This is a genomic window from Nocardia yunnanensis, from assembly GCF_003626895.1.
GTDB lineage: Bacteria > Actinomycetota > Actinomycetes > Mycobacteriales > Mycobacteriaceae > Nocardia > Nocardia yunnanensis.
Window position 1 is genome coordinate 5716761 of record NZ_CP032568.1, and the last position, 24833, is coordinate 5741593.

At 68.9% G+C, this 24833-nt stretch carries 24 protein-coding genes and 1 pseudogene; 10 read left to right on the forward strand and 15 right to left on the reverse strand.

Annotated elements, in window-relative coordinates:
- Nucleotides 1-29: 29 nt before the first annotated feature.
- The 3 genes from D7D52_RS26995 to D7D52_RS27005 form a co-directional block, all read right to left on the reverse strand.
- Nucleotides 30-449: a hypothetical protein gene (locus tag D7D52_RS26995; RefSeq protein WP_120740763.1), complete on the reverse strand. Its 420-nt coding sequence runs from the start codon at nt 447-449 to the stop codon at nt 30-32.
- 181 nt (nt 450-630) lie between these two features.
- Nucleotides 631-906 (reverse strand): hypothetical protein, encoded by a 276-nt coding sequence (locus tag D7D52_RS27000; protein WP_120740764.1) that lies wholly within the window; start codon nt 904-906, stop codon nt 631-633.
- Entirely contained in the window at nt 903-1214 is a 312-nt protein-coding gene (locus D7D52_RS27005; RefSeq protein WP_120740766.1) for a hypothetical protein, read from the reverse strand. Before D7D52_RS27005 ends, D7D52_RS27000 begins: the two co-directional genes overlap by 4 nt.
- A gap of 182 nt (nt 1215-1396) precedes the next feature.
- Between D7D52_RS27005 and D7D52_RS27010 the strand changes: the two genes are divergently transcribed.
- From D7D52_RS27010 to D7D52_RS27020, 4 genes and pseudogenes are all read left to right on the forward strand, one after another.
- A complete protein-coding gene (locus D7D52_RS27010; protein ID WP_120740768.1) occupies nt 1397-2599 on the forward strand; it encodes a helix-turn-helix domain-containing protein in 1203 nt (400 codons plus the stop codon).
- Nucleotides 2600-2612: 13 nt separating this feature from the next.
- The gene (locus D7D52_RS27015) at nt 2613-3176 is read left to right on the forward strand and encodes a flavoprotein (protein WP_120744498.1); all 564 of its coding nucleotides are present in this window, start codon (nt 2613-2615) and stop codon (nt 3174-3176) included.
- A 19-nt stretch (nt 3177-3195) separates the two neighbouring features.
- Complete coding sequence (locus tag D7D52_RS38030; protein ID WP_162958573.1) at nt 3196-3339, forward strand: hypothetical protein; 144 nt, start codon at nt 3196-3198, stop codon at nt 3337-3339.
- A 160-nt stretch (nt 3340-3499) separates the two neighbouring features.
- A pseudogene (locus D7D52_RS27020) lies at nt 3500-4177 on the forward strand (AMP-binding enzyme); the annotation flags it as partial.
- Here D7D52_RS27020 and D7D52_RS27025 read toward each other — a convergent pair.
- The 3 genes from D7D52_RS27025 to D7D52_RS27035 all read right to left on the reverse strand — a co-directional run bounded on the left by D7D52_RS27025 (nt 4178) and on the right by D7D52_RS27035 (nt 6320).
- Nucleotides 4178-4615, reverse strand: coding sequence for an RpiB/LacA/LacB family sugar-phosphate isomerase (locus tag D7D52_RS27025; protein ID WP_120740772.1), 438 nt, complete (start codon nt 4613-4615; stop codon nt 4178-4180).
- A 73-nt stretch (nt 4616-4688) separates the two neighbouring features.
- Nucleotides 4689-5672: an aldo/keto reductase gene (locus D7D52_RS27030; protein WP_162958574.1), complete on the reverse strand. Its 984-nt coding sequence runs from the start codon at nt 5670-5672 to the stop codon at nt 4689-4691.
- Nucleotides 5673-5735: 63 nt separating this feature from the next.
- Nucleotides 5736-6320 carry a TetR/AcrR family transcriptional regulator gene (locus D7D52_RS27035; protein WP_120740774.1) on the reverse strand — a complete coding sequence of 195 codons (585 nt, stop codon included), beginning with the start codon at nt 6318-6320 and terminating at the stop codon, nt 5736-5738.
- Nucleotides 6321-6415: 95 nt separating this feature from the next.
- Here D7D52_RS27035 and D7D52_RS27040 point away from each other — a divergent pair, with 95 nt between their 5' ends.
- Complete coding sequence (locus tag D7D52_RS27040; protein WP_120740776.1) at nt 6416-7453, forward strand: beta-ketoacyl-ACP synthase III; 1038 nt, start codon at nt 6416-6418, stop codon at nt 7451-7453.
- Between the two features lie 54 nt (nt 7454-7507).
- Here D7D52_RS27040 and speD read toward each other — a convergent pair whose 3' ends face one another.
- The 4 genes from speD to D7D52_RS27060 form a co-directional block, all read right to left on the reverse strand.
- A complete protein-coding gene (gene speD, locus D7D52_RS27045) occupies nt 7508-8725 on the reverse strand; it encodes an adenosylmethionine decarboxylase (RefSeq protein ID WP_120744501.1) in 1218 nt (405 codons plus the stop codon).
- 13 nt (nt 8726-8738) lie between these two features.
- On the reverse strand, nt 8739-9839 hold the full coding sequence (locus tag D7D52_RS27050) for a type III PLP-dependent enzyme (RefSeq protein WP_120744500.1): 1101 nt from the start codon (nt 9837-9839) through the stop codon (nt 8739-8741).
- 185 nt (nt 9840-10024) lie between these two features.
- Entirely contained in the window at nt 10025-12535 is a 2511-nt protein-coding gene (locus D7D52_RS27055) for a DEAD/DEAH box helicase (RefSeq protein WP_120740778.1), read from the reverse strand.
- Nucleotides 12536-12581: 46 nt separating this feature from the next.
- Nucleotides 12582-13535 carry a proteasome assembly chaperone family protein gene (locus tag D7D52_RS27060; protein WP_120740780.1) on the reverse strand — a complete coding sequence of 318 codons (954 nt, stop codon included), beginning with the start codon at nt 13533-13535 and terminating at the stop codon, nt 12582-12584.
- A 182-nt stretch (nt 13536-13717) separates the two neighbouring features.
- On the opposite strand from D7D52_RS27060, the gene D7D52_RS27065 reads away from it, so the two are divergent.
- Nucleotides 13718-14431 carry a sensor domain-containing protein gene (locus D7D52_RS27065; protein WP_246023319.1) on the forward strand — a complete coding sequence of 238 codons (714 nt, stop codon included), beginning with the start codon at nt 13718-13720 and terminating at the stop codon, nt 14429-14431.
- Nucleotides 14432-14482: 51 nt separating this feature from the next.
- On the opposite strand, the gene D7D52_RS38035 is transcribed toward D7D52_RS27065, so the two are convergent.
- Together D7D52_RS38035 and D7D52_RS27075 are read right to left on the reverse strand one after the other, a co-directional pair.
- A complete protein-coding gene (locus tag D7D52_RS38035) occupies nt 14483-15040 on the reverse strand; it encodes a hypothetical protein (RefSeq protein WP_162958575.1) in 558 nt (185 codons plus the stop codon).
- Nucleotides 15041-15164: 124 nt separating this feature from the next.
- The gene (locus D7D52_RS27075; RefSeq protein ID WP_120740782.1) at nt 15165-16115 is read right to left on the reverse strand and encodes a helix-turn-helix transcriptional regulator; all 951 of its coding nucleotides are present in this window, start codon (nt 16113-16115) and stop codon (nt 15165-15167) included.
- Between the two features lie 96 nt (nt 16116-16211).
- Here D7D52_RS27075 and D7D52_RS27080 point away from each other — a divergent pair, with 96 nt between their 5' ends.
- Nucleotides 16212-16619: a VOC family protein gene (locus D7D52_RS27080; protein WP_120740784.1), complete on the forward strand. Its 408-nt coding sequence runs from the start codon at nt 16212-16214 to the stop codon at nt 16617-16619.
- 49 nt (nt 16620-16668) lie between these two features.
- On the opposite strand, the gene D7D52_RS27085 is transcribed toward D7D52_RS27080, so the two are convergent.
- A complete protein-coding gene (locus D7D52_RS27085) occupies nt 16669-17100 on the reverse strand; it encodes a hypothetical protein (RefSeq protein ID WP_120740786.1) in 432 nt (143 codons plus the stop codon).
- Between the two features lie 269 nt (nt 17101-17369).
- Between D7D52_RS27085 and D7D52_RS27090 the strand changes: the two genes are divergently transcribed.
- Nucleotides 17370-18926 (forward strand): DUF4192 domain-containing protein, encoded by a 1557-nt coding sequence (locus D7D52_RS27090; protein WP_162958576.1) that lies wholly within the window; start codon nt 17370-17372, stop codon nt 18924-18926.
- Here D7D52_RS27090 and galE read toward each other — a convergent pair.
- Nucleotides 18923-19906, reverse strand: coding sequence for a UDP-glucose 4-epimerase GalE (gene galE, locus D7D52_RS27095; protein ID WP_120740790.1), 984 nt, complete (start codon nt 19904-19906; stop codon nt 18923-18925). The genes D7D52_RS27090 and galE overlap by 4 nt on opposite strands.
- 3 nt (nt 19907-19909) lie before the next feature.
- Complete coding sequence (locus D7D52_RS27100) at nt 19910-20596, reverse strand: iron-dependent transcriptional repressor DtxR (RefSeq protein ID WP_120740792.1); 687 nt, start codon at nt 20594-20596, stop codon at nt 19910-19912.
- A 216-nt stretch (nt 20597-20812) separates the two neighbouring features.
- Here D7D52_RS27100 and D7D52_RS27105 point away from each other — a divergent pair, with 216 nt between their 5' ends.
- Together D7D52_RS27105 and D7D52_RS27110 are read left to right on the forward strand one after the other, a co-directional pair.
- Nucleotides 20813-22087 (forward strand): acetoin utilization protein AcuC, encoded by a 1275-nt coding sequence (locus D7D52_RS27105; RefSeq protein WP_120740794.1) that lies wholly within the window; start codon nt 20813-20815, stop codon nt 22085-22087.
- Nucleotides 22088-22130: 43 nt separating this feature from the next.
- A complete protein-coding gene (locus D7D52_RS27110) occupies nt 22131-24782 on the forward strand; it encodes a bifunctional acetate--CoA ligase family protein/GNAT family N-acetyltransferase (protein WP_246024069.1) in 2652 nt (883 codons plus the stop codon).
- The last annotated feature ends 51 nt before the right edge of the window (nt 24783-24833 follow it).

Sequence of the window (24833 nt, forward strand, 5' to 3'; positions counted from 1 at the left end):
GCGTTGGGCCTCTCGTCGGTGGGTGTACATCAGCAGGCGAGCTGGGGGCGAGCTTCGGGAACCGTGTACACGGTATTCGTATCCTGGGCGTTGCCCTTCTTCGCGGTGAAAGTGACCTCGGTATGCCACTCGGCGACGGCGGCATCCGCTGTGCACACGTACCCGTAATTCCCGGTGGCGTCCGCCTGTAGCAGGTAGTGCTCATACTGCGGGTCGCCTTTCACCTGGCCCGCGCGGAACAGTTTGGTTGTCACGTCGAGGGTGTTGGGGATCGAGGTGCAGTGCGCATCGAATCCGAAGTGGATCAGCGGTCCCGGCGGCGAGGTCGGATCGTGGGCGCTGACGACACAGGGCAGCGGGACTTCCGCGCGAGCCTGGGGTGCGCTGGCCGTAAGTGCGCCGACAGCTAGCAGCGCGGTCACCAGGACAGCGATCGTGTTGTAACGCATGGGATTTCTCTCATCTATTCGGTTGTTATCTACTTGTCGTGCCGTATATCGCTGGGCGGCAACGTGTTTCAAGTTGTGGTGGGCTGGCACAGCGGACGCCGGAGATTCGGTGCACCCGCCCGTTCGCGGGGGTGACGCAGCCGACTCGCACAGGGCGGACTTCGCTGCCTCTCGAGCCGGGTCACAGGGTGAATCGGCTTCCCTTGGCCGCCCACAGGACTCGCCCGCGTTCGGTGAGGTACCAGCGCTGGCCGATTCCGCCACCGGTCGCGCTGATCAGATCCCGCGCCCGCAGCCGTGCAGTGATCCGACTTACGGCGCTGATGGTCAGGTGCATTCCGGGGCTGCTCGACGCTGGCTTCGCTACAGCGGCGGCGATTGCCCCGGCGGACAACGATTCACCGGCGGTGTGCAGTGCGCCCAGCACAGCGAGGTCCGGCAGAGTCAACGGGCTCACGCTGGACATCCGCGCCGCCCCCCGAAGTAGCGCGCGAATGTTTCACGTGGGCAGGCTGTTTCGACGTCACATGTGTGCATGAGCCTGTCCAAGGTGAGCGCGTCCACATGCGTCGCCGATGGTGTGATCACGGCGTCCACATCGGTTTCGCGCACCAGATCCAGGATCGTGAGCCGGGTGTATTCCGGCGGCCAGATCAGCCGATAGCCAAGTTGGCGCGCCAGCCGGATACACACCGCCTTATCCCATTCCGGCGCTATGGTCACCTCGTCGTCGATATGTCCGAGTGCTGTCGGTTCCCGCCTCACCGGTACCCCTCCGATGCTTTCCGCTGCCCTTGTCTCGGTTGGGAAACACCCGCCGCCGGGAGATGGTCTCGGCCGGAAGCGGATGCGTGGTGGTGAGCTTGCGCGTGAAATTGAGGGTGAACTTCCACAGGATTGCCACACCAGGCGGTATTGAATGATCAGCGCCGAGGGGTCACGCTGGAATGGTGACCGTGGAGCGACATTTCAGCATCGGTGCCCGTATCGCTGAAGTCCGCAAACTGCGCGGATTGACGCAAATCGCCCTCGCCCGCCGGGCGAACGTCTCGGGCTCGCTGCTCAGCAAGGTGGAAAGCGGGGAGCGTCCGGCGACGCACAGCCTGACTGCCGCTGTCGCGCGGGCGTTGTCGGTGAGCGTGACCGATTTGACCGAGCAGCCTTACGGATCCCGCAATGCGCTGCCTACCTCTGAACAGGCCGGTGTGCCCGCACTGCGGCAGGCGCTGGTGGAGGGCGACGACCCCGAATTGGACACAGAGGTCCGTAGCCTGGCTGACCTCGGCGAGGCCCTGACCGCGGTCAAGGTGTGGGACCGCAAGACCAAACACGCCGAGGTGGTGCGCGCGCTGCCCGATATCCTTCGCCACCTACACCGAACCTGTAACGAACTCCCCGCCGACGACCAACCAGCCGCTCGCGAAATGCTCTCCGCCGCATACTCTTACGCAGTCGTCTCGCTGTATCGACTCGGCCACCTCGACTTGGCCCACCTCGCCGACGAGCGCGCCCGAACCTTCGCCTCACTCGGTGGTGACCCGCTCCGTGCCGCGACCGCCGAGTGGAACCACGCCTTGATCCTGCTGTTCGACGGTGCATACAAGGGCGGATTGCGAACCATCAGCCGCGCAACCGATTACGTCGATCTCCCACCCACCAGTGACGCGTCCAAAGCTGTCCGCGGTGCCCTGGATCTACGCGCCGCCGTGCTCGCTGCCCGCACCGGAAACACCGACCTGGCCAACGACTACCTGACTGCCGCCGCAATACAGACCGCGCCACGCCAGGAACAGGCCAACCACTACGGGACAAAGTTCTCCGCCGCCAACGTCGACATTCACCGAGTCGCGGTGCCGGTCGAATTGTCTGATGGCACAACCGCTGTCAGTCGGGCCGCCACGATCAAATTGCCGCGCGGTGCCGCTCCGAGCCGCACCGGGCACTATTTCATCGACCTGTCGCGGGCGTGGCTGCTACACGGCGACCGCACGCGCGCCCTGGAATCACTGAACACCGCCCGCAGCATCGCGCCGCAGTTGACCCGCTATCACCCGCAGGTTCACGAAACGGTTCGCGCTCTGGCGGTGAGTGATTCGCGATCTACCACCAGCTTGTCGAACTTTGCAGCCTGGTGCGGGGTGCGTAGGTGAAACACTGGTGGGCATGAACGACCACGGGGCACCCGTTCTCTACGCCATCGTCACCGGTTCACCCGCGGCCCGCGATATCGGCAAGCTGGTGGACCTCGCACAGGCCGACGGGTGGGAGGTGTGCGTCATCGCCTCCCCGGACGGCCGCCGGTTCATCGACACCGAGGCACTCGCCGCGAAGACCGGGCACCCGGTGCGCAGCCTGTACAAAGAGCCCGACGCCCCTGACATCCTGCCCCCGGCGGACGCCATGATCGTTGCCCCGCTCACATGCAACTCCCTGGCCAAGTGGGCCGCCGGAATCTCGGACACGCTGCCGCTCGGTCTGCTGGTCGAGGCGGTCGGTAAACGGTTACCCGTAGTAGCCATGCCCTTTTCGAATTGGGCGCAGATCAGCTTTCCAGCCCTCCAGAGGGCGATACGCGACCTGTCCGATTGGGGCGTAACCGTTCTGGTCGGCGACGACGTGTACAAGCAACACGAGCCAGGCACCGGCGCGGACTACATACACCTGTTCCCGTGGGATAAGGCATGGGCCGCCGCACTAGCGCACCCGTGGCGCGCACCCGAGCGGTAGCAATGATTACGGTGGCCTGGTGAGTACCGAGTCCCACCAGAGCCGCCTACCCGCCATCGAGGCCCAGCTAGCACAGAACGGCCGCTACCTGGAACGCCAGATAGTCATGCTCGAGGCGCTGTGCACGCACTACGGTCTACCCGTCCCGACCGCCGAGGACTGAGGCCAGCGGGGTCACTCCGCGCCGAATCCTTATCCGGCCACTCTGGTCCGGCAGGAGGTAGCCGTCCTTCGCTGCTGCGGAAGGGTAAGCGGCAGTTCCTACGAGCATTTCTGGCGCATTCGCCCCGGTCGGACCTATGGTGCCGTTTTTCACATTCTCGGTGGAAGTCCTGCTGGAACTCTCCGAGCGCCTACCCGCCGTGGGGCTCACCAACTTCTACGGTCAGACCGAATTGGCTCCGCTGGCAACGGTTCTCGCACCGGAAGATCAGCTGACCAAGCCCGGCTCGGCGGGCCGCCCCGCCTTGAACGTCGAAACCCGGGTGGTCGACGACGATGACATCCCGGTCGGTGTCGGCGAGGTCGGCGAAATCGTGCACCGCTCACCGCAAGCCATGCTCGGCTACTGGAACGATCCGGCCAAGACCGCGGAAGCCTTCCGCAACGGCTGGTTTCACTCCGGCGACCTCGGTGTCATGGACGCCGACGGCTATCTGTCGGTCGTCGACCGCAAGAAGGACATGATCAAAACCGGCGGCGAGAACGTGGCCGGCCGCGAGGTCGAGGAAATCCTCTATCAGCACCCCGCCGTCTCCGAAGCCGCCGTCATCGGCATCCCCCACCCGCACTGGATCGAGGCGGTCACCGCGATCGTGGTGGCGCGCACCGGAACCGACCCCGACGCCGCGGCCCTCATCGCCCACTGCAAACAACGCCTGGCCGGTTACAAGGTCCCCAAGTACGTCACCTTCGTCGACGCCCTCCCCAAGAACCCCAGCGGCAAGATCCTCAAACGCGAACTTCGCGCCGCCCACGCCCACCTCGCCGCGCAGTCCTGATCACCCGATCCCGTCCACATGCTCGATATTGGCCCGATCACCGGGGTCGTCACTGGCCGCCCCGCCGAACCAGGCATCGAGAATCTCGATCAACTGCGCCCGCGACGTCAACCGCAAGCTCAGCGCAAGAACATTGGCGTCGTTCCACTTTCGCGCGCCCGCGGCGCTGTACGCATCCACACACAACGCCGCCCGCACCCCGCCCACCTTGTTCGCCGCGATCGACGCCCCGGTCCCGGTCCAACAACACACCACCCCCTGCTCGGCCCGCCCCGCCGCCACATCCCGCGCCACCGCCTCACTAGCCCACGCCCAATCGTCCCGCTCCCGCGGCTCGAGCGCCCCGTGCAGGGTCACCTCGTGCCCGCGCCGACGCAGCTCCTCGACCACGTCGTCAGCCACTCCGGTCCGCTCATCCGCCGCCACCGATACCCGCATCCCGGCAGTATCCCGCGGGGCCTCACCTGGCGGCCAGTTTCAACAAGTAGTCGGCGGGTGACCGGTTTGCTGGTTAGCGTCTGGCGGCGCGGGCCAGGGTGTCGGGGTAGCGGGCGCCGGCGATGGCGGAGGTGGGGGCTGCGGCTTCGATTCGGGTTATTTCTGCGGGGGTCAGGGTGATGTGGGTGGCGGCTACGTTTTGGTCGAGGTAGGTGCGGCGTTTGGTGCCGGGGATGGGGACTACGTCGTCGCCGCGGGAGTGGAGCCAGGCGAGGGCCAATTGGCCGGGGGTGACGCCTTTTTCGTCGGCGAGGGTGCGCAGGGCCTCGACGATGGCGAGGTTGCGGTCGAAGTTGGCGTCGGAGAAGCGGGGCAGGCGGCGGCGGAGGTCGTCGGCCGGGAGGTCGGCGGCGGAAGTCAGTGCGCCGGTGAGGAAGCCGCGGCCCAGCGGGGAGAAGGGGACGATGCCGATGCCGAGTTCGCGGCAGGTGGGGACTATCTCGGATTCGAGGTCACGGGTCCACAGCGACCACTCCGACTGCAGGGCCGTCACCGGATGCACGGCATGGGCGCGGCGGATGTCGTCGGCGGAGGCTTCGGAGATGCCGAGGTAGCGGACCTTGCCCGCGGCGACGAGTTCCGACAGCGCGCCCCAGGTTTCCTCGAGGGGGACGTTCGGGTCGACGCGGTGCTGGTAGTAGAGGTCGATGTGGTCCACGCCGAGGCGCGCGAGGGATTCGTCGCAGCACTGCTGGACGAAGGCGGCGTCGCCGCGCGCGCCCATCACGCCGCCCTCACCCCAGACGATGCCGAACTTGGTGGCGAGCACCACCTCGTCGCGGCGGCCGGCGATGGCGCGGCCGACGAGGCGTTCGTTGGTTTCGGGGCCGTAGACGTTGGCGGTGTCGAGCAGGGTGACACCCAGGTCGAGGGCGCGGTGGATGGTGGCGATGGATTCGGTGTCGTCGTCGTGGACGCCGTAGGCACTGCTCATGCCCATGCAGCCGAGTCCCTGTGCGCTGACGGTCAATTCGCCGAGTTTCCTGGTCGCGATCATGCCTACGACGCTACGACCTGGAGTGTGCTCCAAGTCAACCGCGAATCGCGCCCGCCGCGGGCGTCACCCGCGGTTGGGCAGGTGGTGGCGCAGCAGGACGGTGAGCTGAGTGCCGGCGTCGGTGAAGGGGAGGACGGATTTCAGCGCGCGGCTCTGGACGATCGCGCCCTCGATCACCGACAGGATGAAACCCGACAGCGAGCACGCGGTGGAGCGTTCGATGCCGGCCGCTACCAGGCCGTCGGCCAGCCGGGCGGTCCATTCGGAGAACGCCTGCCCGGCCGCGGACTGCAGGGTCGGGTCGAGTTCGTCCAGCGCCGCGGCCATCATGAACGAGCCCGCGCGGAAGTCGCTGGTCTCGAGCTGGCCGCGCCAGAAGGCGAGCAGTTCGTCCACCCACCCGGCCAGCGCGGGCGCGCCCGGCAGCGCGTCGGCCATGCGGCTCACGTGCGAGTAGACCATGCGCGACACCAGGCGCGCGGCCGTGGCCACCAATTCGCCCTTGCCGGAAGGGAAGTGCTGATACAGCGAGTTCCTGGAGGCATTGCTGCGCTTGAGCAGCTCGTTCAGCCCCGCGGCGTGCACGCCGTGCTCCTGGACCGTGGTGATCGTGCTCGCGATCAATCGGGCGCGCGGTCCCGCCGTCATCGAAATCCTCCAGGGCTTGTGTGAACCGATCGGTCCATGTTAAACCTAAACTACGTGGACCGATCGGTTCATATGGGAAAGAGGGAAATCCGCGCATGCCAGCCCAGATCGCCACCGCTACCCCGGTCGCTCACGCCGCGCTGCTCGGCCTGGGCGCCTACCGCCCGCGCCGGGTGGTCCCCAATGCCGAGATCGTCGACCGGATCGACTCCTCGGACGAATGGATCCGGACCCGCTCCGGCATCGAGGCCAGACACTGGGCCGAGGACGACGAGACCATCGTGTCCATGAGCACCGCGGCCGCCAAGGACGCGCTGGCCGCCGCGGGCATCACCGCGCAGCAGATCGACGCCGTCATCCTGGCCACCTCCTCGCAGATGGTGCTGGGCCCCTCGGCGGGCGCGGTCGTCGCCACCGAACTCGGCATGCACGACACCGCCGCCTTCGACGTCTCCGCCGGCTGCGCGGGCTTCTGCTACGCACTGGCCAACGGCGCCAACCTGGTTCGCTCCGGGCAGGCCCGCCACGTGCTGGTGATCGGCGTCGAACGCCTGTCGGACTTGCTCGATCAGGACGACCGCACCTGCGCGTTCATCTTCGCCGACGGCGCGGGCGCCGCGGTGGTCGGACCGTCCGACACCGAGGGCATCGGCCCGGTGGCGTGGGGCTCGGACGGCAGTCAGACCGCGGCGATCAAGCAGGACAAGGACTTTCAGCAGTACTTCGCCGAAGTGGCCGAGGCCGAGGCCACCGGCGGCACCACCGTGCGCCCCTACATCCGGATGAACGGCGCGGCCGTATTCCGTTGGGCCGTCACGTTCTTGGAGAAGGCCTGCCGCGACGCCCTCGATCAGGCGGGGGTGACGGTCGAGGAGCTGGACGCCTTCGTCCCGCACCAGGCCAACGGCCGCATCACCGATGCTCTGCTGCGTGCCCTGCACATGCCCGAGAACATCGCTGTCGCAAGGGATATCGCACAGACCGGCAATACCAGCGCCGCCTCGATCCCGATGGCGATGGAACAGCTGCTGCGCTCGGGCGAGTCCAAGCCGGGCGACCTCGCGTTGCTGCTGGGGTTCGGCGCGGGCCTCGCCTACGCCGGCCAGGTGGTGCGGCTCCCGGCCATCGCCTGAACCGAAAAGCCCCCGCACACCACGGTGCGCGGGGGCTTTTCGCTACGGCGGAATCTACTGGACGCTCACGCCCACACGCAGCGCGTGCGGCTCGATCGCGCCCCGGACCAGGGCCTGCTCGTCGATGGTCGCCGCCTTGTACGGCAGCGCCGACAGCGTGGCGGTCATCTTCGCGACCGGATCCGCGATCGCCTTCGGGGTACCGAAGATGAAGGTCCACTCGTGCTCGTCGGACACGTACGGCACGACCGTCTCGAACAGGTTGTGGAAGCGCGTCCACGAACGCGTGAGAGTCTCGTTGCGCCACATGGTCTGACAGCCGGCCTGCGCGGCGAGCACGCCGCCCTCGGCCAGCAGCGCCTTACAGCGGTTGAGGAAATCGTCCTCGTACAACCGGTTGTGCTGCGCGTCCTCGACCCGCTCGTCGGGCAGGTCGATGCAGATCATGTCGTAGCGCACGCCCGCGGCCTCGGCCTGGGCCAGGAAGTCCCAGCCGTCGGCGTAGTGCATCTTGATCGGGCCGGTCTGCGCGACCGCCTCGGCCAGATCGGCCTCGGTGTAGCCGTAGGGGAGGTGTTTGGCGCACAGCTCCACCTCCAACTGATCGATGTCGACGTGGTCGACGAGCGAGGCGCCCGCGGCCACCGACATCTGCGAGGCGACGCCCTCACCGGAACCGATGATCAGCACGTTGTCCAGCTTCTCGGCCAGCGCGTACCCCGGGACCAGCATGGCCTCGTGGTAGGTGAGCTGCGAGAACTCGGTGGACTGGCGGTCGTCGTCGGAGAACAGGGAGATGCCCTGCTCGGTCCGCGCGATCACCATGTGCTGGAACGGGGTGTTGGTGTCGACGATGGTCTCCGTCGTGTTCCACACCCGGGTCAGGCCCTCGCCCACCGGCTCGTGAATCCGGCGCGCCGTGTGCCCGCGCTGGATGACCTCGATGTTGACCGAACCCGGGGCCAGCTCCTGCTGCAGCAGCTCGACCGCCTTGGTGGCGCCGGAACCGATGCTGCCGCAAGTGAATACGTCGACGAAGATGTCGCCGGACTCAGGGTAGGTGTGGATCGAAGCATGCGACTCGGCCAGCAGTGCCAGGATGGTGACACCCTGCGGCTCGAACTTCTTGCTCACGACATCGCAGATGGTCACCCCCGCGGCGACCAACGATTTTCGAAGCGCGGTTTCGAGTCGTTCGAGGTCGTCGCAGAGGTTGGCGTCGACACCACCGAACTCGGCCAGCACATGCCAGCCGGTGAATTCTGCCGTGATCATTGGCTAAAACTCACTCTCGCTCAGCGCCAGTGACATGAACAGTCAAAGGCGGGAAACCGTTGAAGGACACCGACGAATAGCTCGCCGTATAGGCACCGGTTTCGAGGATCCGAACGGGATCACCGGCTCGCAACGTGGTCGGAAGCAGGACACGCGTGCGTTGATAGAGTACATCGTCGCCATCACACGTAGGACCGGCCACCACGGCCTCGTCCTTCGGATCCGCGTCCCGATCGGTCTGGAATCGGTAGGCGATGTACTCGTTCTCGGTCTCGGCCATACCGTTGTAGCGGCCGATATCGAGGTATACCCAGCGCCGCCCGTCCGGCGCTACGCGAACATTCACCACTTCGGCGTGGATCACGCCGGTGTTGCCCACCAGGGCGCGACCGGGTTCCACGACGAGATCGGTGTGTTCCGGGAGATAGCGGCTCGCCGCGTCGGCGATGGCCGCACCCAGCTCCGTGAGTCCGGGAGCCGGGTCGGCGTACGAAATCGGAAGTCCCCCACCGATATTCACCGCCGTGACTGGAATGTCCTTGACCGCCAACGCTTCCGCGATGGCGCCCGCCTGCTCGATGCCGATGCCCCACGCCTTCGGATCCAGCTGCTGGGAGCCGACGTGGAAGTAGGGGCCGACCACCCGCAGGCCCAGATCGTGCGCCCGCACCAGCAGCCGCGCGGCCTCGCCCGGCGCGCAGCCGAACTTGGTGCCGAACGGGGTCTGCGATTGCGGGGCCGAGGACAGGAACCGGCACTCCACCTCGGAGCCGGGGGCGTGCTCGGCGATGCGCGCGAGATCGTCCTCGGTGTCGAAGGCGTAGCGTCGCACGCCCGCCGCGTAGGCGGTGGCGATCTGGGCGGCCTTCTTGATGGGATTGCCGTAGCACATGACGGCCGGATCGACGCCCTGCACGAGGCAGAGTTCGATCTCACCGACGCTGGCGACGTCGAACTCCGCGCCCTCGTCGTTCAGCAGCCGGATGATCTCCGGCACGGGACTCGCCTTGACGGCGAAGCGAATTCGTGCCGCAGGTAGGGCGGCGTGCAGTGCGCGATAGTTCGCACGGACCTTGTCGAGGTCGATGACCAGACAGGGCGACTCGGGCAGGTTTCGACCGGGCAATCTAAGGGAACTCTTTTCCGTCGGCCAGGGGCGGCAGGGACTCAGGCAACCTGCGCGACAATACACGCGTTGCGCCTCGAAAAACGAACCGGTGGACGAACGACTACGTCACTCTAACGGCGGAATTCGGTCCGCCGCCTCAGGCGAGGCCTTACGAGAGTGTGACCGGCTCAGCCGGCGCTGACCGAAACGTCGTCGAACACCACTTCACCCGCGGCGTCGGACTCGGCCAGATCCACGATGGCCACCAGTGCCCAGCCGTGATCACCGTTCGGATCGTCGAGGACCTGTCGGACATCCCAGAAACCGGGCCGCTGCTCCACCCGGAACAGCTGGGGCCCGCGAGCGTTCGGACCGGTCCCGATGGTCTCGTACTCGTCGAAGTAGGGGCCGAGTTCGGTCTCCCAGTCCAGTTCGTCGCCCATGTCGGCGAGCGCGTCCCAGCGCCGCAGCGCCGCCAGCTCCACGCGCCGGAACATGGCATTGCGCACCAGAACCCGGAACGCGCGCTCGTTGGCGGAGATGGGCCGCACCGTCTCGGCACCGAAGGCCACCTGCTGGTCGTCGGACTCCGCGCCGGGGTTGGTGAGCTGTTCCCACTCGTCGAGCAGGCTGGAGTCGACCTGGCGGATGAGCTCGCCGAGCCATTCGGTGATGTCGTCGAGTTCCTCGGTGCGGGCCTGCTCGGGCACGGTGCGCCGCAGCGCGCGATAGGCGTCGGCGAGATACCGCAGCACCACGCCCTCCGAGCGGGCCAGCTCGTAGCCCGACACCAGTTCGGCGAAGGTCATGGAGCGCTCGACCATTTCGCGCACCACCGATTTCGGGGACGGCTCGAACTCCGAGACCCACGGGTGCCCGGCCTTGTAGGTCTCGAACGCGGGCTCGATCAGTTCGGCGGCCAGGGGTTTGGGCCAGGTGACCTCTTCGAGGAGTTCCATGCGCTCCTCGTATTCGATGCCCTCGGCCTTCATCTCCGCGACCGCCTCGCCGCGGGCCTTGTGCTGCTGGGCCATCAGCAGCTGGCGCGGATCCTCGAGGGTGGACTCGATGAGCGAGATCACATCGAGGGTGTAGGTCGGCGACTGCTTGTCCAGCAGTTCCAGCGCCGCCAGCGCGAACGGCGACAGCGGCTGATCGAGCGCGAAGTCGCGCTGCAGATCGACCATGAGCCTGGCGTGCCGGCCGTACTGGTCGGGCTCGTCGAGCTGCTGCACCACGCCCGCGTCCCGCAGCGCCCGATACAGCCGGATCGCCTTGAGAATGTGTTTGCGCTGCGCGGCCCGCGGCTCATGGTTCTGCTCCAGCAGATGCCGCATGGCGTAGAAGCAATTGCCTTTGCGCGCAATCACATTCAGCAGCATGGAGTTGGTGACGTTGAACCGCGACTGCATCGGTTCCGGCGACGCCGCCACCAGCCGGTCGAAGGTCTCCTCCGACCAGGACACGAAACCTTCCGGCGGCTTCTTCTTCTGGACCTTCTTGAGCTTCTTGGGATCGTCGCCCGCCTTGGCGATCAGCCGGGCGTTCTCCACCTCGTGCTCGGGCGCCTGCACCACCACCGTGCCGAGGGTGTCGTAGCCCGCGCGCCCGGCCCGCCCCGAGATCTGATGGAACTCGCGGGCATTGAGCCGCCGGGTGCGCACGCCGTCGAACTTGGTGAGCCCGGTCAGCATGACGGTGCGGATCGGCACGTTGATGCCGACACCCAGAGTGTCGGTGCCGCACACCACTTTCAGCAGCCCGTCCTGGGCCAGCTTCTCGACCAGCCGCCGATACTTGGGCAGCATGCCCGCGTGATGCACGCCGATGCCGTGGCGGATGAACCGCGACAGCGTCTTGCCGAAGCCGGTGGCGAAACGGAATTCGCCGATGGCCGCGGCGATGGCCTCCTTCTCGGCCTTGGAGGAGACGTTGACGCTCATCAGCGCCTGCGCCCGCTCCATGGCGGCGGCCTGGGTGAAGTGCACGACGTAGACCGGCGCGAGGCTGGTGGTCACCAGATCCTCGAGCGTCTCGGTGATGGGGGTGCGCACATACGAGAAGCTCAGCGGCACCGGCCGTTCCGAGCCGGACACGATGGCGGTCTCGCGCCCGGTGCGCTTGGTGAGATCCTCGGCGAAGAAGTCGACCTCGCCGAGAGTGGCCGACATGAGCAGGAATTGCGCGTGCGGCAGTTCGATCAGCGGCACCTGCCAGGCCCAGCCGCGATCCGGATCGGCGTAGTAGTGGAACTCGTCCATGATCACCTGGCCGACCTTGGCCGCCGCGCCTTCGCGCAGCGCCAGATTGGCGAGGATCTCCGCGGTCGCGCAGATGATGGGCGCGTCCGGGTTGACCGCCGCGTCACCGGTGACCATGCCGACCCGGTCGGCGCCGAAGATCTCGCACAGCGCGAAGAACTTCTCGCTCACCAGCGCCTTGATCGGTGCCGTGTAGTAGCTGCGCTCGCCCTTGTTCAGGGCGGCGAAGTGCGCGCCCAGCGCAACGAGCGACTTGCCGGATCCGGTCGGCGTATTGAGGATGACGTTCGAACCGGTCACCAGCTCGAGCAGCGCTTCCTCCTGCGCCGGGTAGAGGTTCAGGCCCTCCCCGCTCGCCCAGTCGGCGAATGTCTCGTACAGCCAGTCCGGGTCCACGTCGGGTACGGCACGGTCGGGAACCAATTCGGACAGCTGCACGCAGAGCAACCTTACCGGTCGACCCGGCGAAACCCGGCAGCGACCACTATCGCAGCGGCGGGTTCTCCGGGCCGTCGCCGTCGCCGAAGCCGGCCTGCTCGGCCAGGAAGCGCTCGAACTCCGCGCCCAGCTCGTCGCCGGTGGGCAGTTCCTGATCGCTGGCCAGCAGCGAGGACTGGCGTTCCTGGGCGGTGACGAAGCTGTCGTACTGGCGCTCGAGGGCCTGCACGACGGTCTCCACCTCGGAATTGCCGGCGATGTGCTCGTTGACCTGTTCGCGCACGCGGGCGGCGGCGTCGGTGAGCGCGGCGAGGGGTAGCTCGAGGCCGGCGTTCTCGGCCACGTTCTCGAGCAGGGTCTGCGCGGCCTCGGGATAGGCGGTCTGGGTCAGGTAGTGCGGCACGTGCACCGAGAAGCCGACCGACTCGTGCCCGTGCTGGGCCATCCGGAACTCCAGCAGCGAGGAGGCGCTGCCCGGCACCTGCAGCTCACCCGGCCAACGCTGATGATCGCCGATCAGATCGGAATCGGAGGCATGCGCGGTGACGCCGAGCGGGCGGGTGTGCGGGATCGCCATGGGAATCGCGGACAGACCGATGGTGCGGCGCACGCCCAGCTGTTCGGCCAGCAGCCGCACCGCGGTGACGAACTTCTCCCACCGCAGATCCGGTTCGAGCCCGGACAGCAGCAGGAACGGGGTGCCGGCGGTGTCCTTGAGGGCCCACAGGCTCAGCTCCGGCTCGGTGTAGTCGGAGAAGTGATCGGTCTTGAAGGTCATGAGCGGGCGGCGCGAGCGGTAGTCGAGCAGCTCGTCCATGTCGAACGAGGCGACCAGCTCGTGCTCGAGGCTTTCCTTCAGATGCGTGGTGGCCAGGCGCACCGCATGTCCGGCGTCGGTGAAACCCTCGAGACCATGCACCAGAACCGGACCCGAGCCGTCGTCGGACGACAGCTGCGGAGCCGGGAATTCCAGCTCGTACATTCGCGACTCGTAGTCCATCGCGTACTCCTTCCTGCGTGGCCCACTTGCGCGACCATTCCCTATTGTCCCTCATGGGCATGACAGGTGTGCACCACCCGCACCAGGGGTGCAACACGCCGGTGCCGGACACGCATTCCCGGCGGCCCGGCGAGCGGCGTGGCAATCGGTGTGAACAGCCGATTTTCGGCATAGTGGGCGGGGTGACCGCGTCTTTCCGAGCCACCACGCACCGCTGGTACCGCAACTCCGCGCCCGCCGTGGGGATGGTTCTGGCGGGCGGACTGCTGGCCGGATGCGGTGATTCGGTGGAGGGGCATCCGATCGCGGTGCGCGGTCCGGTCACGCCGATCGTGAGCGCCGAGGGGGGACTGGCCAAACTCCTGCCGGACCCCTCGCAATTCCCCACTCGCTACACCGCGCTGGTGCTGCCGGCCGACACCGCGAAACAGGCCGCCGACGACGTGAACGGGTATCTGCCGGGGGCACAGGTGGATCCGAGCGGCTGCGTGCCGGCGACGCCGACCGCGGGACCGGCGGTGGCGGTCGGCACCGACGACGAGGCGCGCGCCACCCTGACCGTGGTGCTGACGCGTTCGGACCAGCCGCTGTCGGCGCTGCGAGATCAGTTGGGGCAGTGCGGGACCGTGCGACTCGGGGACTCCGGCCTCACCTCGGTGGTGAGCACCCGGCTGAATCCGGCGCCGCCCGCCAATGCTGACGACACGCTCGCCTTCGAGCGCACGGTCGCCGCGCCGAACGATCCGACGGGGTCGCAGCGCACCATGCAGACCCTGATCGGCCAGATCGGTGAGGTGCGGATCACCGTGAGCTACATGACATCCGGGTCCGGCAAAGACGGGGAGGGCCTCGACACCCTGTTCACCACCGCGCTGCGCAAGGTCCGCAAGGGCTGAGGACCGGAAGGTCGGGAGCCGACCCCTGCCTGTTTCGGCTCCCGGGCGCGATCAGCAGACCGGCAGCGGGGTGTTGGAGCCCGAGGCCGAACCGTTGCCCGAACCCGATCCGCCCGAACCGCTTCCGCCCGAGCCGCTGAGCGAACCGGTGCCGCCGGAACCGCTGTCGCCCGAGCCGGTGCCCGAGGAGCCGCCGCTCGCGGATCCCGGCACCAGCGAGGAGATGGGCGGGCAGGCGCCGCCGGTGCCCACCTTGTAGACGATGGTCGCGGTGGCCAGGCCCTGGCGGGCGCCGACGGTGTAGGTGCCCTGGTCGGTGGGATGCCAGGGCATGTTCGCGGCCGCGCCCGCACCGTAGGAGGTCGGGGTGATGGTGCCGATGACCTTGCCGTTCACCAGGAAATCGACGGGGCTGAGCTGATCGGCGCCATTGAGCGAGGCTTCGATGGTGCAGCCGTCGGCGACCGAGCAGGGTTTGTCGCTGGTGAGGCCGGCGACGGTGACGGTGTCGACCGCGGCGCCGGCGGGGGCGGCCATCGAGCCGGCCAGAACCGCCAGCGCGGCGGCCGCGCCGATACTTATGGCCGGTCGGTAGAGCTGGTTTCTCATGGGTGGATCCTTTCGGCGCGTTGAAGGGGTCGCGCCGGGCGGACTGTAACAGTGGCGGACCGTCGAATTTCGCGAAATCGCCACTGCTGCAAGATGATTCGGTTATCGCATGACTGCGAAGCGGTTACCCTCCGGTAGGTGCGTAGCGCTCGACGAGTTCGGCGCCCAGCCGCGCGAGTTCGGCGCGCACCGACTCGGGATGTTCGACTTCGACGGCCGCGCCCCAGCCCGCGAGCTGCTGGGCGATCATCAGCGGCGTGGGCGCGGTGATGCGGGCGCGCACCCGGCCGTCCGCGACCGGATCGCCCAGAATGCAGTGCCGCCCTTGCTGATGCGCGAGCACCGGCGCGAGCCGGGCCTCCACGAGCACGGTCGCCGAGAGCGAGGCGCGCTGTCGTTCCACCTCCGTCACCACCTCCGACCAGGCGGTCGAGAGGTCGAAATCCGCTGGGCGCTCGGCGATCTCGTCGGTGTCCTCGATCGCCGCGATCCGATCCACCCGGTAGGTGCGCCGCCCGCGCTCGGTGCCGGCGACCAGGTACCAGATGCCGTCCTTATCGACGAGGCCCCACGGGTCGACCAAGCGCTCGGTGCGCTGGCCGCGGCGCTCGTAGCCGAGCCGGATCTTGCGGCGGCGCACCACCGCTCGCTGCAATTCGCCGACTCGCTCGGGCGTGCGCTCGGCCGCCGCGCCCCAGCGGGCCGGGTCCACCACGATCGCGCCCGCCGCCGCCTCGGCCTCCATGCGGAAGGACTGCGGTAGGGCCCGCAACAGCTTTCGCAGCGTCGAGCGGGTGGCCGGGCTGGTCGAGGCCAGCGGGCCCAGCAGCAGGAACAGCGCCTGCGCCTCGCCCGCGGTGAGCCCGCTCAGATCGGTGCGCGCCCCGCCCACCAGCGCCCAGCCGCCGCCGCGTCCCGGCTGCGGGTACACCGGAATCCCGGCCGCGGACAAGGCTTCCAGGTCACGGCGCGCGGTCGCCACCGACACCTCGAGCTCGGCGGCGACCTCGGCCGCGGTCACTCGCGGCCGGGTCTGCATGAACAACAGGGTGGCCACCAATCGATCCGCGCGCATACCGAAATTGTCGCCCTCAAAGTGCTCATTCGGTGAGCACTTTGAGAGAGATGATGAATCCAACAGCGAATACCACCCCCGACCGAGGAGACGACAATGCTGCGCGGAATGGCGACGGTCACCTACTACGCCGACGATCTGGAGGCCGCCAAGGATTGGTACAGCGAATTGCTCGGCGTCGCACCGTATTTCGCGGTGCCCGACGGGTACTACGAGTTCCGGATCGGTGACTACCAGGCCGAATTGGGCATCATCAACCGCAAGTTCGCGCCTTCGCAGCCGGATCGGCCGGGCGGGCAGATCGTGAACTGGCACGTGGACGATGTCGCGGCCACCTTCGACCGGTTGCTCGCCCTGGGCGCCACCGTGTACGAGCCGATCATCGAACGCGGTGCGGGGACCGGATTCGTGACCGCCGCGGTGGTGGACCCGTTCGGCAATGTCCTGGGGATCATGTCCAATCCGCATTACCTGGAAGTCCTCGCCGGGCATCGGCCCGCGTGATCGCCCGGGAGCCGCGCCGATCCCAGGCTCTGCCCAGCCCGGGTATCGGTCAGCCCGCGGAACCCGCGGAACCGGTCGGCAGCAGCCCGCCGAAGGATCCGGTGCCACCGGCCGAGGGGTTGTTGAGGGTGTAGCCGATCGAGGCGGTCGAGCTGTCCTGCGCGGCGCTCACCGTATAGACGCCGTAGTCCGAGGGCACCCAGGTCACCTGCGCGGTCGCGGCATTGCTGTCCCAGTCGTCCTGCACCGGAACGGCATAGCCGACCACGGTGTTGTTGACCGACACCGTGACCTGGTTCAGCCGGTTGTCGCCGGTCAGCCGGACCCGCACGTAGCACGGCTTGCCGACCGCGCACTGCTGGCTGTCGGAGACATTGTCGACCCGCACCTGGCTGGTGTCGGCCGCGGCCGTGGGGGCCAGCAGCGCGGGCACCGCCGCGGCGGTCAGCGCGGCCGCCGCCGCGAATGTCGTGCTCTTCATTGCACGCGATACTCCTTCCGGCACTGCGGATGACGAGTGCCGAGCCGGACTGTAACAGCGCGCAACCGACAATTCGGGCGAAATGAAACGAATCCATTTCACGTGGGGGTCGCGAGGGCGCGCACGGTAGCAGCCGGCTCCGACAAGTCTCGCCCGAATGCCGCCGAGCCACGCCGATCCATCCACGGCACGCCCGAATATCCACAGCCCCAGCGAATCCCGAGGTCGCCGCCGGGGCCCGGTCTTCGTCCCGGCGCACGCTCGACGGCATGACAACGCCCATCGAACCCACGCCACCCCGCCGACTCCCGCCTGCCGGGCGCCCCGTGCCCGGCTCCCAGCCCGAGCGGCCGCCGGCTGCCGGGCGCCCCGTGCCCGGCTCCCAGCCCGAGCGGCCGCCGGCTGCCGGGCGCACCGTGCCCGGCTCCCAGCCCGAGCGGCCGCCGGCTGCCGGGCGCACCGTGCCCGGCTCTCAGCCCGAGCGGCCGCCGGCTGCCGGGCGCACCGTGCCCGGCTCCCAGCCCGAGCGGCCGCCGGCTGCCGGTCGCCCGGAGCCGGGGCCGCGCTTGCGCACGCCCGGCGACCTGATCGCCGCGGTGCCGGCGATGCTGGGGTTCATGCCCGCGCGCTCGCTGGTGGTGACGGTGCTCGGATCGGATTCGCGCTCACCGGATCTGGCGGAGGTGGAGGTGGTAACCCGGATGGATCTGGACAATCCGGGGCGGTCGGCGACCGGCGCGCTGGTGGATCAGGTCGCGGAAGTCTGTGTGCGGCATCGGGCGGTGGCGGCACTGGCGCTCGTGGTCGACGATCGCGCGACCGAACCCGGCCATCGGCATCGCGGGGTGCGGGCGCGCAAGCATCGGGATCTCGTTGCCGCGCTGGAACATCGCCTGGAGGCCGACGCGGTGCCGCTCACCGGAGCCTGGGCGGTGCCGGCCATCGGGCCGGGCCTGCCGTGGTGGAGCCTGCCCGATTCGTGCGCGCACGGACTGCAATCCGATCCGGCGACTTCGCTGGTGACGGTGCGGCAGGTGGTCGACGGCCGGCCGCTGCGGGGCTCGCGGCAGGAACTGCTGGACGTGCTCGCCGTCGACCCGGTCCTGCGCGAGGCGACCGCCGCGGCGCTGCCCATCGCGGTCGCGGCCGCCGCACAACGACTGGCGCGCCTTGCGCCCCAGCGGGATCCGAACGCCGAGCGGCGAGGCGAGGCGTGCCGGGTGCTGCAACAGCTGGGGCGAGTCGAGGCCGGCGCCCGGCTCATGCCCGCCGAGCTGGCGGAGGTGGCGGTGGCGCTGCGAGACAAGCCGCTGCGCGACCTCATGTTCGCGCTGGCGCCCAGCGCCCGCGCGGCGGGCGCGGAGGAACTGTGGCTGCAGCTGGCCCGGGCGCTGCCCGCACCGGATCGCGCGGAAGCCGCCGCGCTGCTGGGTTATTGCGCCTACGTGCGCGGCGACGGACCGCTGGCGGGCGTGGCGCTGGACGCCGCGCGCGCCGCCGACCCCGAGCACCAGATGGCCGAGCTGCTGGAAACCGGACTGCGCATGGGCATGCGGCCGGAACGACTGCGCAGACTCGCGGAGTCCGGCCGCCAGACCGCCGCCGACCTCGGCATCGATCTGGGGCTCGACCCCGGACCCGACCTCGGCGCCGCTTCCGGAGCCAGCTTCGGCAGCGGGCCCAGAGCCGACTTCGGCGGTGAGCCCGCAGCTGGTTTAGGGAGTGATCCCAGCGTCGGCTGCGGCAGTGATTCCGGAGCCGACCTCGGCAGCGATTCCGCAACCGATCTCGGCGTCGATCCCGGGCGAAACCGCGATGAGAGCTAGCGGCGCGCGGAGTGCGCGCGGTCACCCAGCGACCGCAGGAATTTCCAGGCGTCGGAGACGATCTCGTCGAGATCGGTGTGCTCGGGTCGCCAGCCGAGTTCGGCCGTCGCCCGCTCGCTCGAGGCGACCAGCACGGCCGGGTCACCGGCTCGGCGCTCGGCGTCGACGGTATTGATCGGCAGCCCGGTCACTCGCTCGCACGCCGTAATGACCTCGCGCACCGAGAAACCGGTGCCGCTGCCCAGATTGACGATGCGGTGCGTACCCGGCTGCGACTTCGCCAGCGCCAGCAGATGCGCCTGCGCCAGATCGCGAATGTGGATGTAGTCGCGCACCGCGGTGCCGTCCGGCGTCGGATAGTCGGTGCCGAAGACCGAGATGGACTCGCGCTGACCCAGCGCGGTCTGCAACACCAGGGGGATGAGATGGGTTTCCACCACACGGTTCTCACCGAGCCCGGCGTAGGCGCCCGCCACGTTGAAATACCGCAGGCTCGTCGCCGCCAGCCCATGCGCGGTGGCGTAGGAGGTGATGGCGTAGTCGATCGACAGCTTCGACGCCCCATAGGGATTGGTCGGCTGCTTGGCGGCGTCCTCCACGATCGGCACCTGCTCGGGCTCGCCGTAGACGGCCGCGGTAGAGGAGAACACCAGCCGCGGGGTGCCCGCGGCGCGCATCGCCTCGAGCAGCGCCAGGGTCTTCACCACATTGCCGTGCCAGTACTTCTCCGGCGCCACCACCGATTCGCCGACCAGCGACTGGGCCGCGAAATGCAGCACGCCGTCGAAGGATTCGGCCGCGACCAGCTCGACGCCCGCCGTGGCGATATCGCCCTCGACGAACTTCGCGCCGGCCGGGACGCCGTCGGCATTGCCGGTGGACAGATCGTCGACGACCACGACCTCGTGGCCGTCCTCGAGCAGGACCTGCGCGCACACGCCACCGACGTAGCCCGCGCCTCCGGTCACCAGAAGCTTCACGTATCAGACCAACTTCACCTGGACGGCGTGCGCCATCTCGTCGGACAGTTCGAATCCCTCGTGTCCGGGCACGGAGATGATCACCGCGCCCGGCTTGGTCTCCACGGTGACGCGGGCATCGGGCACCACACCCGCCTCACGGAGCTGATTGATGGTCTCCGGATCGGTCTGGATGTGCTCGGACAGCCGTCGCACCACCACGGCCTGCGGCTGCCCGACCGGCAGATCGCTGAGCCGGACCAGCCGCTCCTCGGCGCCCAGCCCGGGCACCACGCCCAGTTCGTCCAGACCCGGAATGGGGTTGCCGTAGGGGGAGGTGGTGGGGTGGTTGAGCACCTCGACGAGGCGGCGTTCCACCTCTTCGCTCATCACGTGCTCCCACCGGCACGCCTCGGCGTGCACGTTCTCCCACTCCAGGCCGATGATGTCGACCAGCAGCCGCTCGGCCAGCCGGTGCTTGCGCATGACGGCCACGGCCATGGACCGACCCTTGTCGGTCAGCTCGAGATGGCGATCACCGGCAACGGTCAGCAAACCGTCGCGCTCCATGCGCGCGACCGTCTGGCTGACGGTCGGGCCACTCTGCTCGAGGCGCTCCGCGATGCGGGCGCGCAGCGGCGTGACACCCTCCTCCTCGAGATCGTAAATGGTACGGAGGTACATCTCCGTGGTGTCGACCAGATCTTTCACCTGTTAAACCCCTTCGTCGGCACGAATTCTACCCATGCACGGCGGCTGCACCGGGCGACAGCTTATTTCGCGAACGCAGTGTCAACACCCAGGACGGGCAGCGTGTTCCCCGCTGGTTTCCGGACGAACAGCGCGCCGCACAGCCTGCCATCCCGGTACGACAGCAACGCGGTGTCCAAAGCCTACGAACTCGCCCGACGCACTAGCGTGGCAGGTATGCCTGGCCTAGCGCGCGAGGACGGAAGCGCACCCGGTGAGGGAATCACCGCCGGTGCCGGAACCGTCGTCTGGTCCGATCGGTACCTCGACTACTCCTGGACCCCCGAACATCCCATGCGCCCGGCCCGCCTGCGGTTCACCATGTCGCTGGCCGAGGGACTCGGACTGCTCGACGGGGTGGAACGGCTCACCCCCGCCGCGGCCGGCGACGCGGATCTGCTGCGCGTGCACACCCACGATTACGTCGAGGCGGTCAAGCACGCGCGGCAGCCGTCCGGCCCGGTGCCGGCCGACCCGCCCTACGGTCTGGGCTCGGCCGACAACCCGGTCTTCCCGCACATGCACGAGGCGGCGTCGGTGATCGTGGGCGGCACCCTGGCCGCCGCGCGGGAGATCGCGGCCGGCCGCACCCGCCGGGCGGTGAGCATCGGCGGTGGCATGCATCACGCCATGCCGGCCTCGGCAGCGGGGTTCTGTGTGTACAACGATGTAGCGGTGGCCATTTCGTGGTTGCTGGACAACGGTTTCGACCGCATCGCCTACGTCGACGTGGATGTGCACCACGGCGACGGTGTGCAGCGCATGTTCTACGCCGACCCGCGCGTGCTGACCGTCTCGATCCATCAGCATCCGGCGACGCTATGGCCCAATACCGGCTGGCCCGAGGAGACCGGCGCGGGCGCCGCCGAGGGCACGGCCGTGAATCTGCCGATCATGCCCGGCACCCGGGACGCGTTGTGGCTGCGGGGTTTTCACGCCGTGGTGCCGGGTGCGGTGGCCGCGTTCCGGCCGCAGATCGTGATCAGCCAGTGCGGTGTCGACACCCACCGCGAGGATCCGCTCGCGGATCTGGAACTGAGTGTGGACGGCCAGCGCGCGGCCTTCCGCGCCATGCGCGATCTGGCGGATCGCTACGCGGAGGGCCGCTGGCTGGCGGTCGGCGGCGGCGGCTACGGGCTGATCCGGGTGGTGCCGCGCGCCTGGACGCATCTGCTGGCCACGGCGCTGGACCGCGATATCGAGCCGGCCACCCCGACGCCGGTCGCCTGGCGCGAGGAGGTCGGGCGGTACGCGCCGACGGTCGCCGCGCCGGAGACCATGGGCGACGGCGCCGACACCGGCTTCGCCCGCTGGGACGGTCCGGGCGGCGGCCGGGACACCGGTGACGAGCGCGCCGACCGCGCCCGCCGGGCCCTGGACACATCCGTATTGGCAACGCGCCGGGCGAGTTACGGCCTGCTCGGCCTGGATCCGGAGGATCCTCGTGACTGAACCCGCCGCCCCGCCGCTGCCGCCGGACACACCCGGCACACCGGTGAATCCGCCTCCGCCGCCGGAGCATTGGTTCGCCGACGTGCTGGCCTCCGACGGCGGTGTGGTCCGGTTGCGCCCGATCACCCCCGCGGACGCGCAGGCGCTCGAGCGCTTCCACGAGCGGCTCTCCGATCGCACCCGCTACCTGCGGTATTTCGGGCCCTACCCGCGCATGACGCCCAAGGACCTGTACCGGACCACGCATGTGGACTATCGCGACCGGGTCGGGCTGGTGACCGAACTCGGCGACGAGATCATCGCCGTCGGCCGCTACGAGTATCTGGCCGACCGGCCCGGACCGCGGGCGGCCGAGGTGGCGTTCGTGGTGGCCGACGGCCATCAGGGGCGCGGGCTGGGCTCGATTCTGCTCGAGCATCTGGCCGGCGCGGCGGCCGAGAACGATATCGAGACCTTCGTGGCCGAGGTGCTGGCCGAGAACAACGCCATGGTGCAGGTGTTCCGGGACGCCGGCTATCAGGTGCAGCGCAGCCGCGACGGGTCGGTGCTGCATCTGGAGTTCGCCATCGACCCGACCGAGGCGCTGCTGTCGGTGCGGGATTCGCGCGAGCGCGCCTCGGAGGCCCGCAGCGTCGGAAACCTGTTGTCGCCCAAGTCGATCGCGGTGATCGGCGCGACACCCTCGACCAGCCGGGTGGGCGGCGCGGTGCTGGCCAACCTGCTGTCGGGGGCCTATCAGGGTCCGGTGTTCCCGGTCAACCGCCAGCGCAGCGCGGTGCGCGGGGTGCGCGCGTATCCGACGGTGCGCGATATCCCCGACGAGGTCGATCTGGCGGTGATCGCGGTGCCCGCCACCGAGATCGGCTCGGTGCTCGACGACTGCATGGCCAAGGGCGTCAAGGGGCTGGTGGTGCTGACCGCCGGCTTCTCCGAGACCGGGCCCCGCGGTTATCACGCCGAACGCGAACTCGTGGACGCGGCCCGCGCGCACGGCATGCGGGTGGTGGGCCCCAGCGCCCTCGGCATCGCCAATACCGATCCGGCGATCGCGCTCAACGCCACGCTGGCCCCGGTCCTGCCCGGGCGCGGGCGCATCGGATTCTTCTGCCAGTCCGGGCCTTTGGGCGCGGCCATTCTCGGCGAGGCCGCGGCCCGGCAGCTGGGATTGTCGACCTTCGTGTCGGCCGGCAACCGCGCCGACGTCTCCGGCAACGATCTGCTGCAGTACTGGGACAGCGATCCCGACACCGATGTGGTGCTGCTGTATCTGGAGACCTTCGGCAATCCGCGCAAGTTCTCCCGCATCGCGCGGCGGGTGGCGCACACCAAACCCATTGTCGCCGTGAACAGCGGCCGCAATGTGGCGCGGGTGGACCGGGACCGGGATCTGGACCGCTCGCTGGTGCGCAATCTGTTCGCGCAGGCCGGGATCATCCAGGTCGATTCCATCACCGAGCTTTTCGACTGCGCCATGCTGCTGGCCTATCAGCCGCTGCCGGCCGGGCCGCGGCTGGCGGTGATCGGCAACAGCGCCGCGCTGAGCTGGCTGGCGGTCGACGCGGCCCGCGGCGAGGGGCTCGAGGCGGGCGAGCCGATCGATCTGGGGCCGCAGGCCGGCCCTGCCGACTATCTGACCGCGGTCGCGTCGGCGGTCACCGATCCGCGCGTGGACGCGGTCATCGTGATCTATTCGCCGCCGGTGCCGACCGCCGTCGTCTCCTACGCGGAGGCGATTCGCTCGGGCGCGCAATCGGACCCGGCCACCCCGGTGCTCACCACCTTCGTCGCCGACCAGGGCATGTCCAACCTGCTCGCCACCCGCGGGCTGGGCGGGATGCTCGAACGCGGGTCCATTCCCTCCTACGGAGATCCCGAACGCGCGGCCCGGGCACTGGCGCGGGTGCGGCGCTACGCCGACTGGCGCACCCGGCCGCTGTCACCGATCGTGCGGCCCGGCGGCGTGGACACCGCGCGAGCCCGGGAACTGGTGGCGCGCTGGCTGCCCCAGGACGCCGATCACTGGCTGACCGATCTGCAGGCCGCGGAACTGCTGGGCGCCTACGGGATTCGGGTGGTCGAGTTCCGCGAGGTGCGCGACGGCGAGGCCGCGGTGACCGCCGCCGAGGAGCTGGGTTTCCCGGTGGCGGCCAAGGCCACCGGTGAGATGTGGCGCAACCGGCCGGATCTCACCGGCGTGCGACTGGATCTGTGGCGTCCGGACGAGGTGCGGCGCGCCTTCACCGATCTGACCGAGATCTCCGGCAATCCGGTGCACATTCAGCGGATGGCCACCAAGGGCGTCGGCTGCACCTTCCGGGTGCAGGACGATCCGTCGTTCGGCTCGGTGATCAGTTTCGGCCTGTCGGGCACCATCATCGACCTGCTCGGTGATCGGGTGTACCGGGCGCTGCCGCTGACCGAGGCGGAGTCGGCCGAGCTCATCGACGCGCCGCGGGCGGCCCCGCTGCTGTCGGGCACGGTCGCCGGGCGCGATCTCGGCAAACCGGTGGACAAGGGCGCGCTGGCCGAACTGGCGCAACGGATCTCGGCGCTCTGCGACGACCTGCCGGAGGTGCGAGAGTTGCAGTGCGAACCGGTACTGGCCTCGCCCGAGGGCGCGGCCGTGCTGTATGGACGGGTGCGGATCGGGCCGGAACCCAACAGGTTCGACATCGGTCCGCGCCGATTGGGTTGAGCGGCCGCCACGAGCGGTCCGCGACAGGGACAGAAGCACATCGCTTCGGAG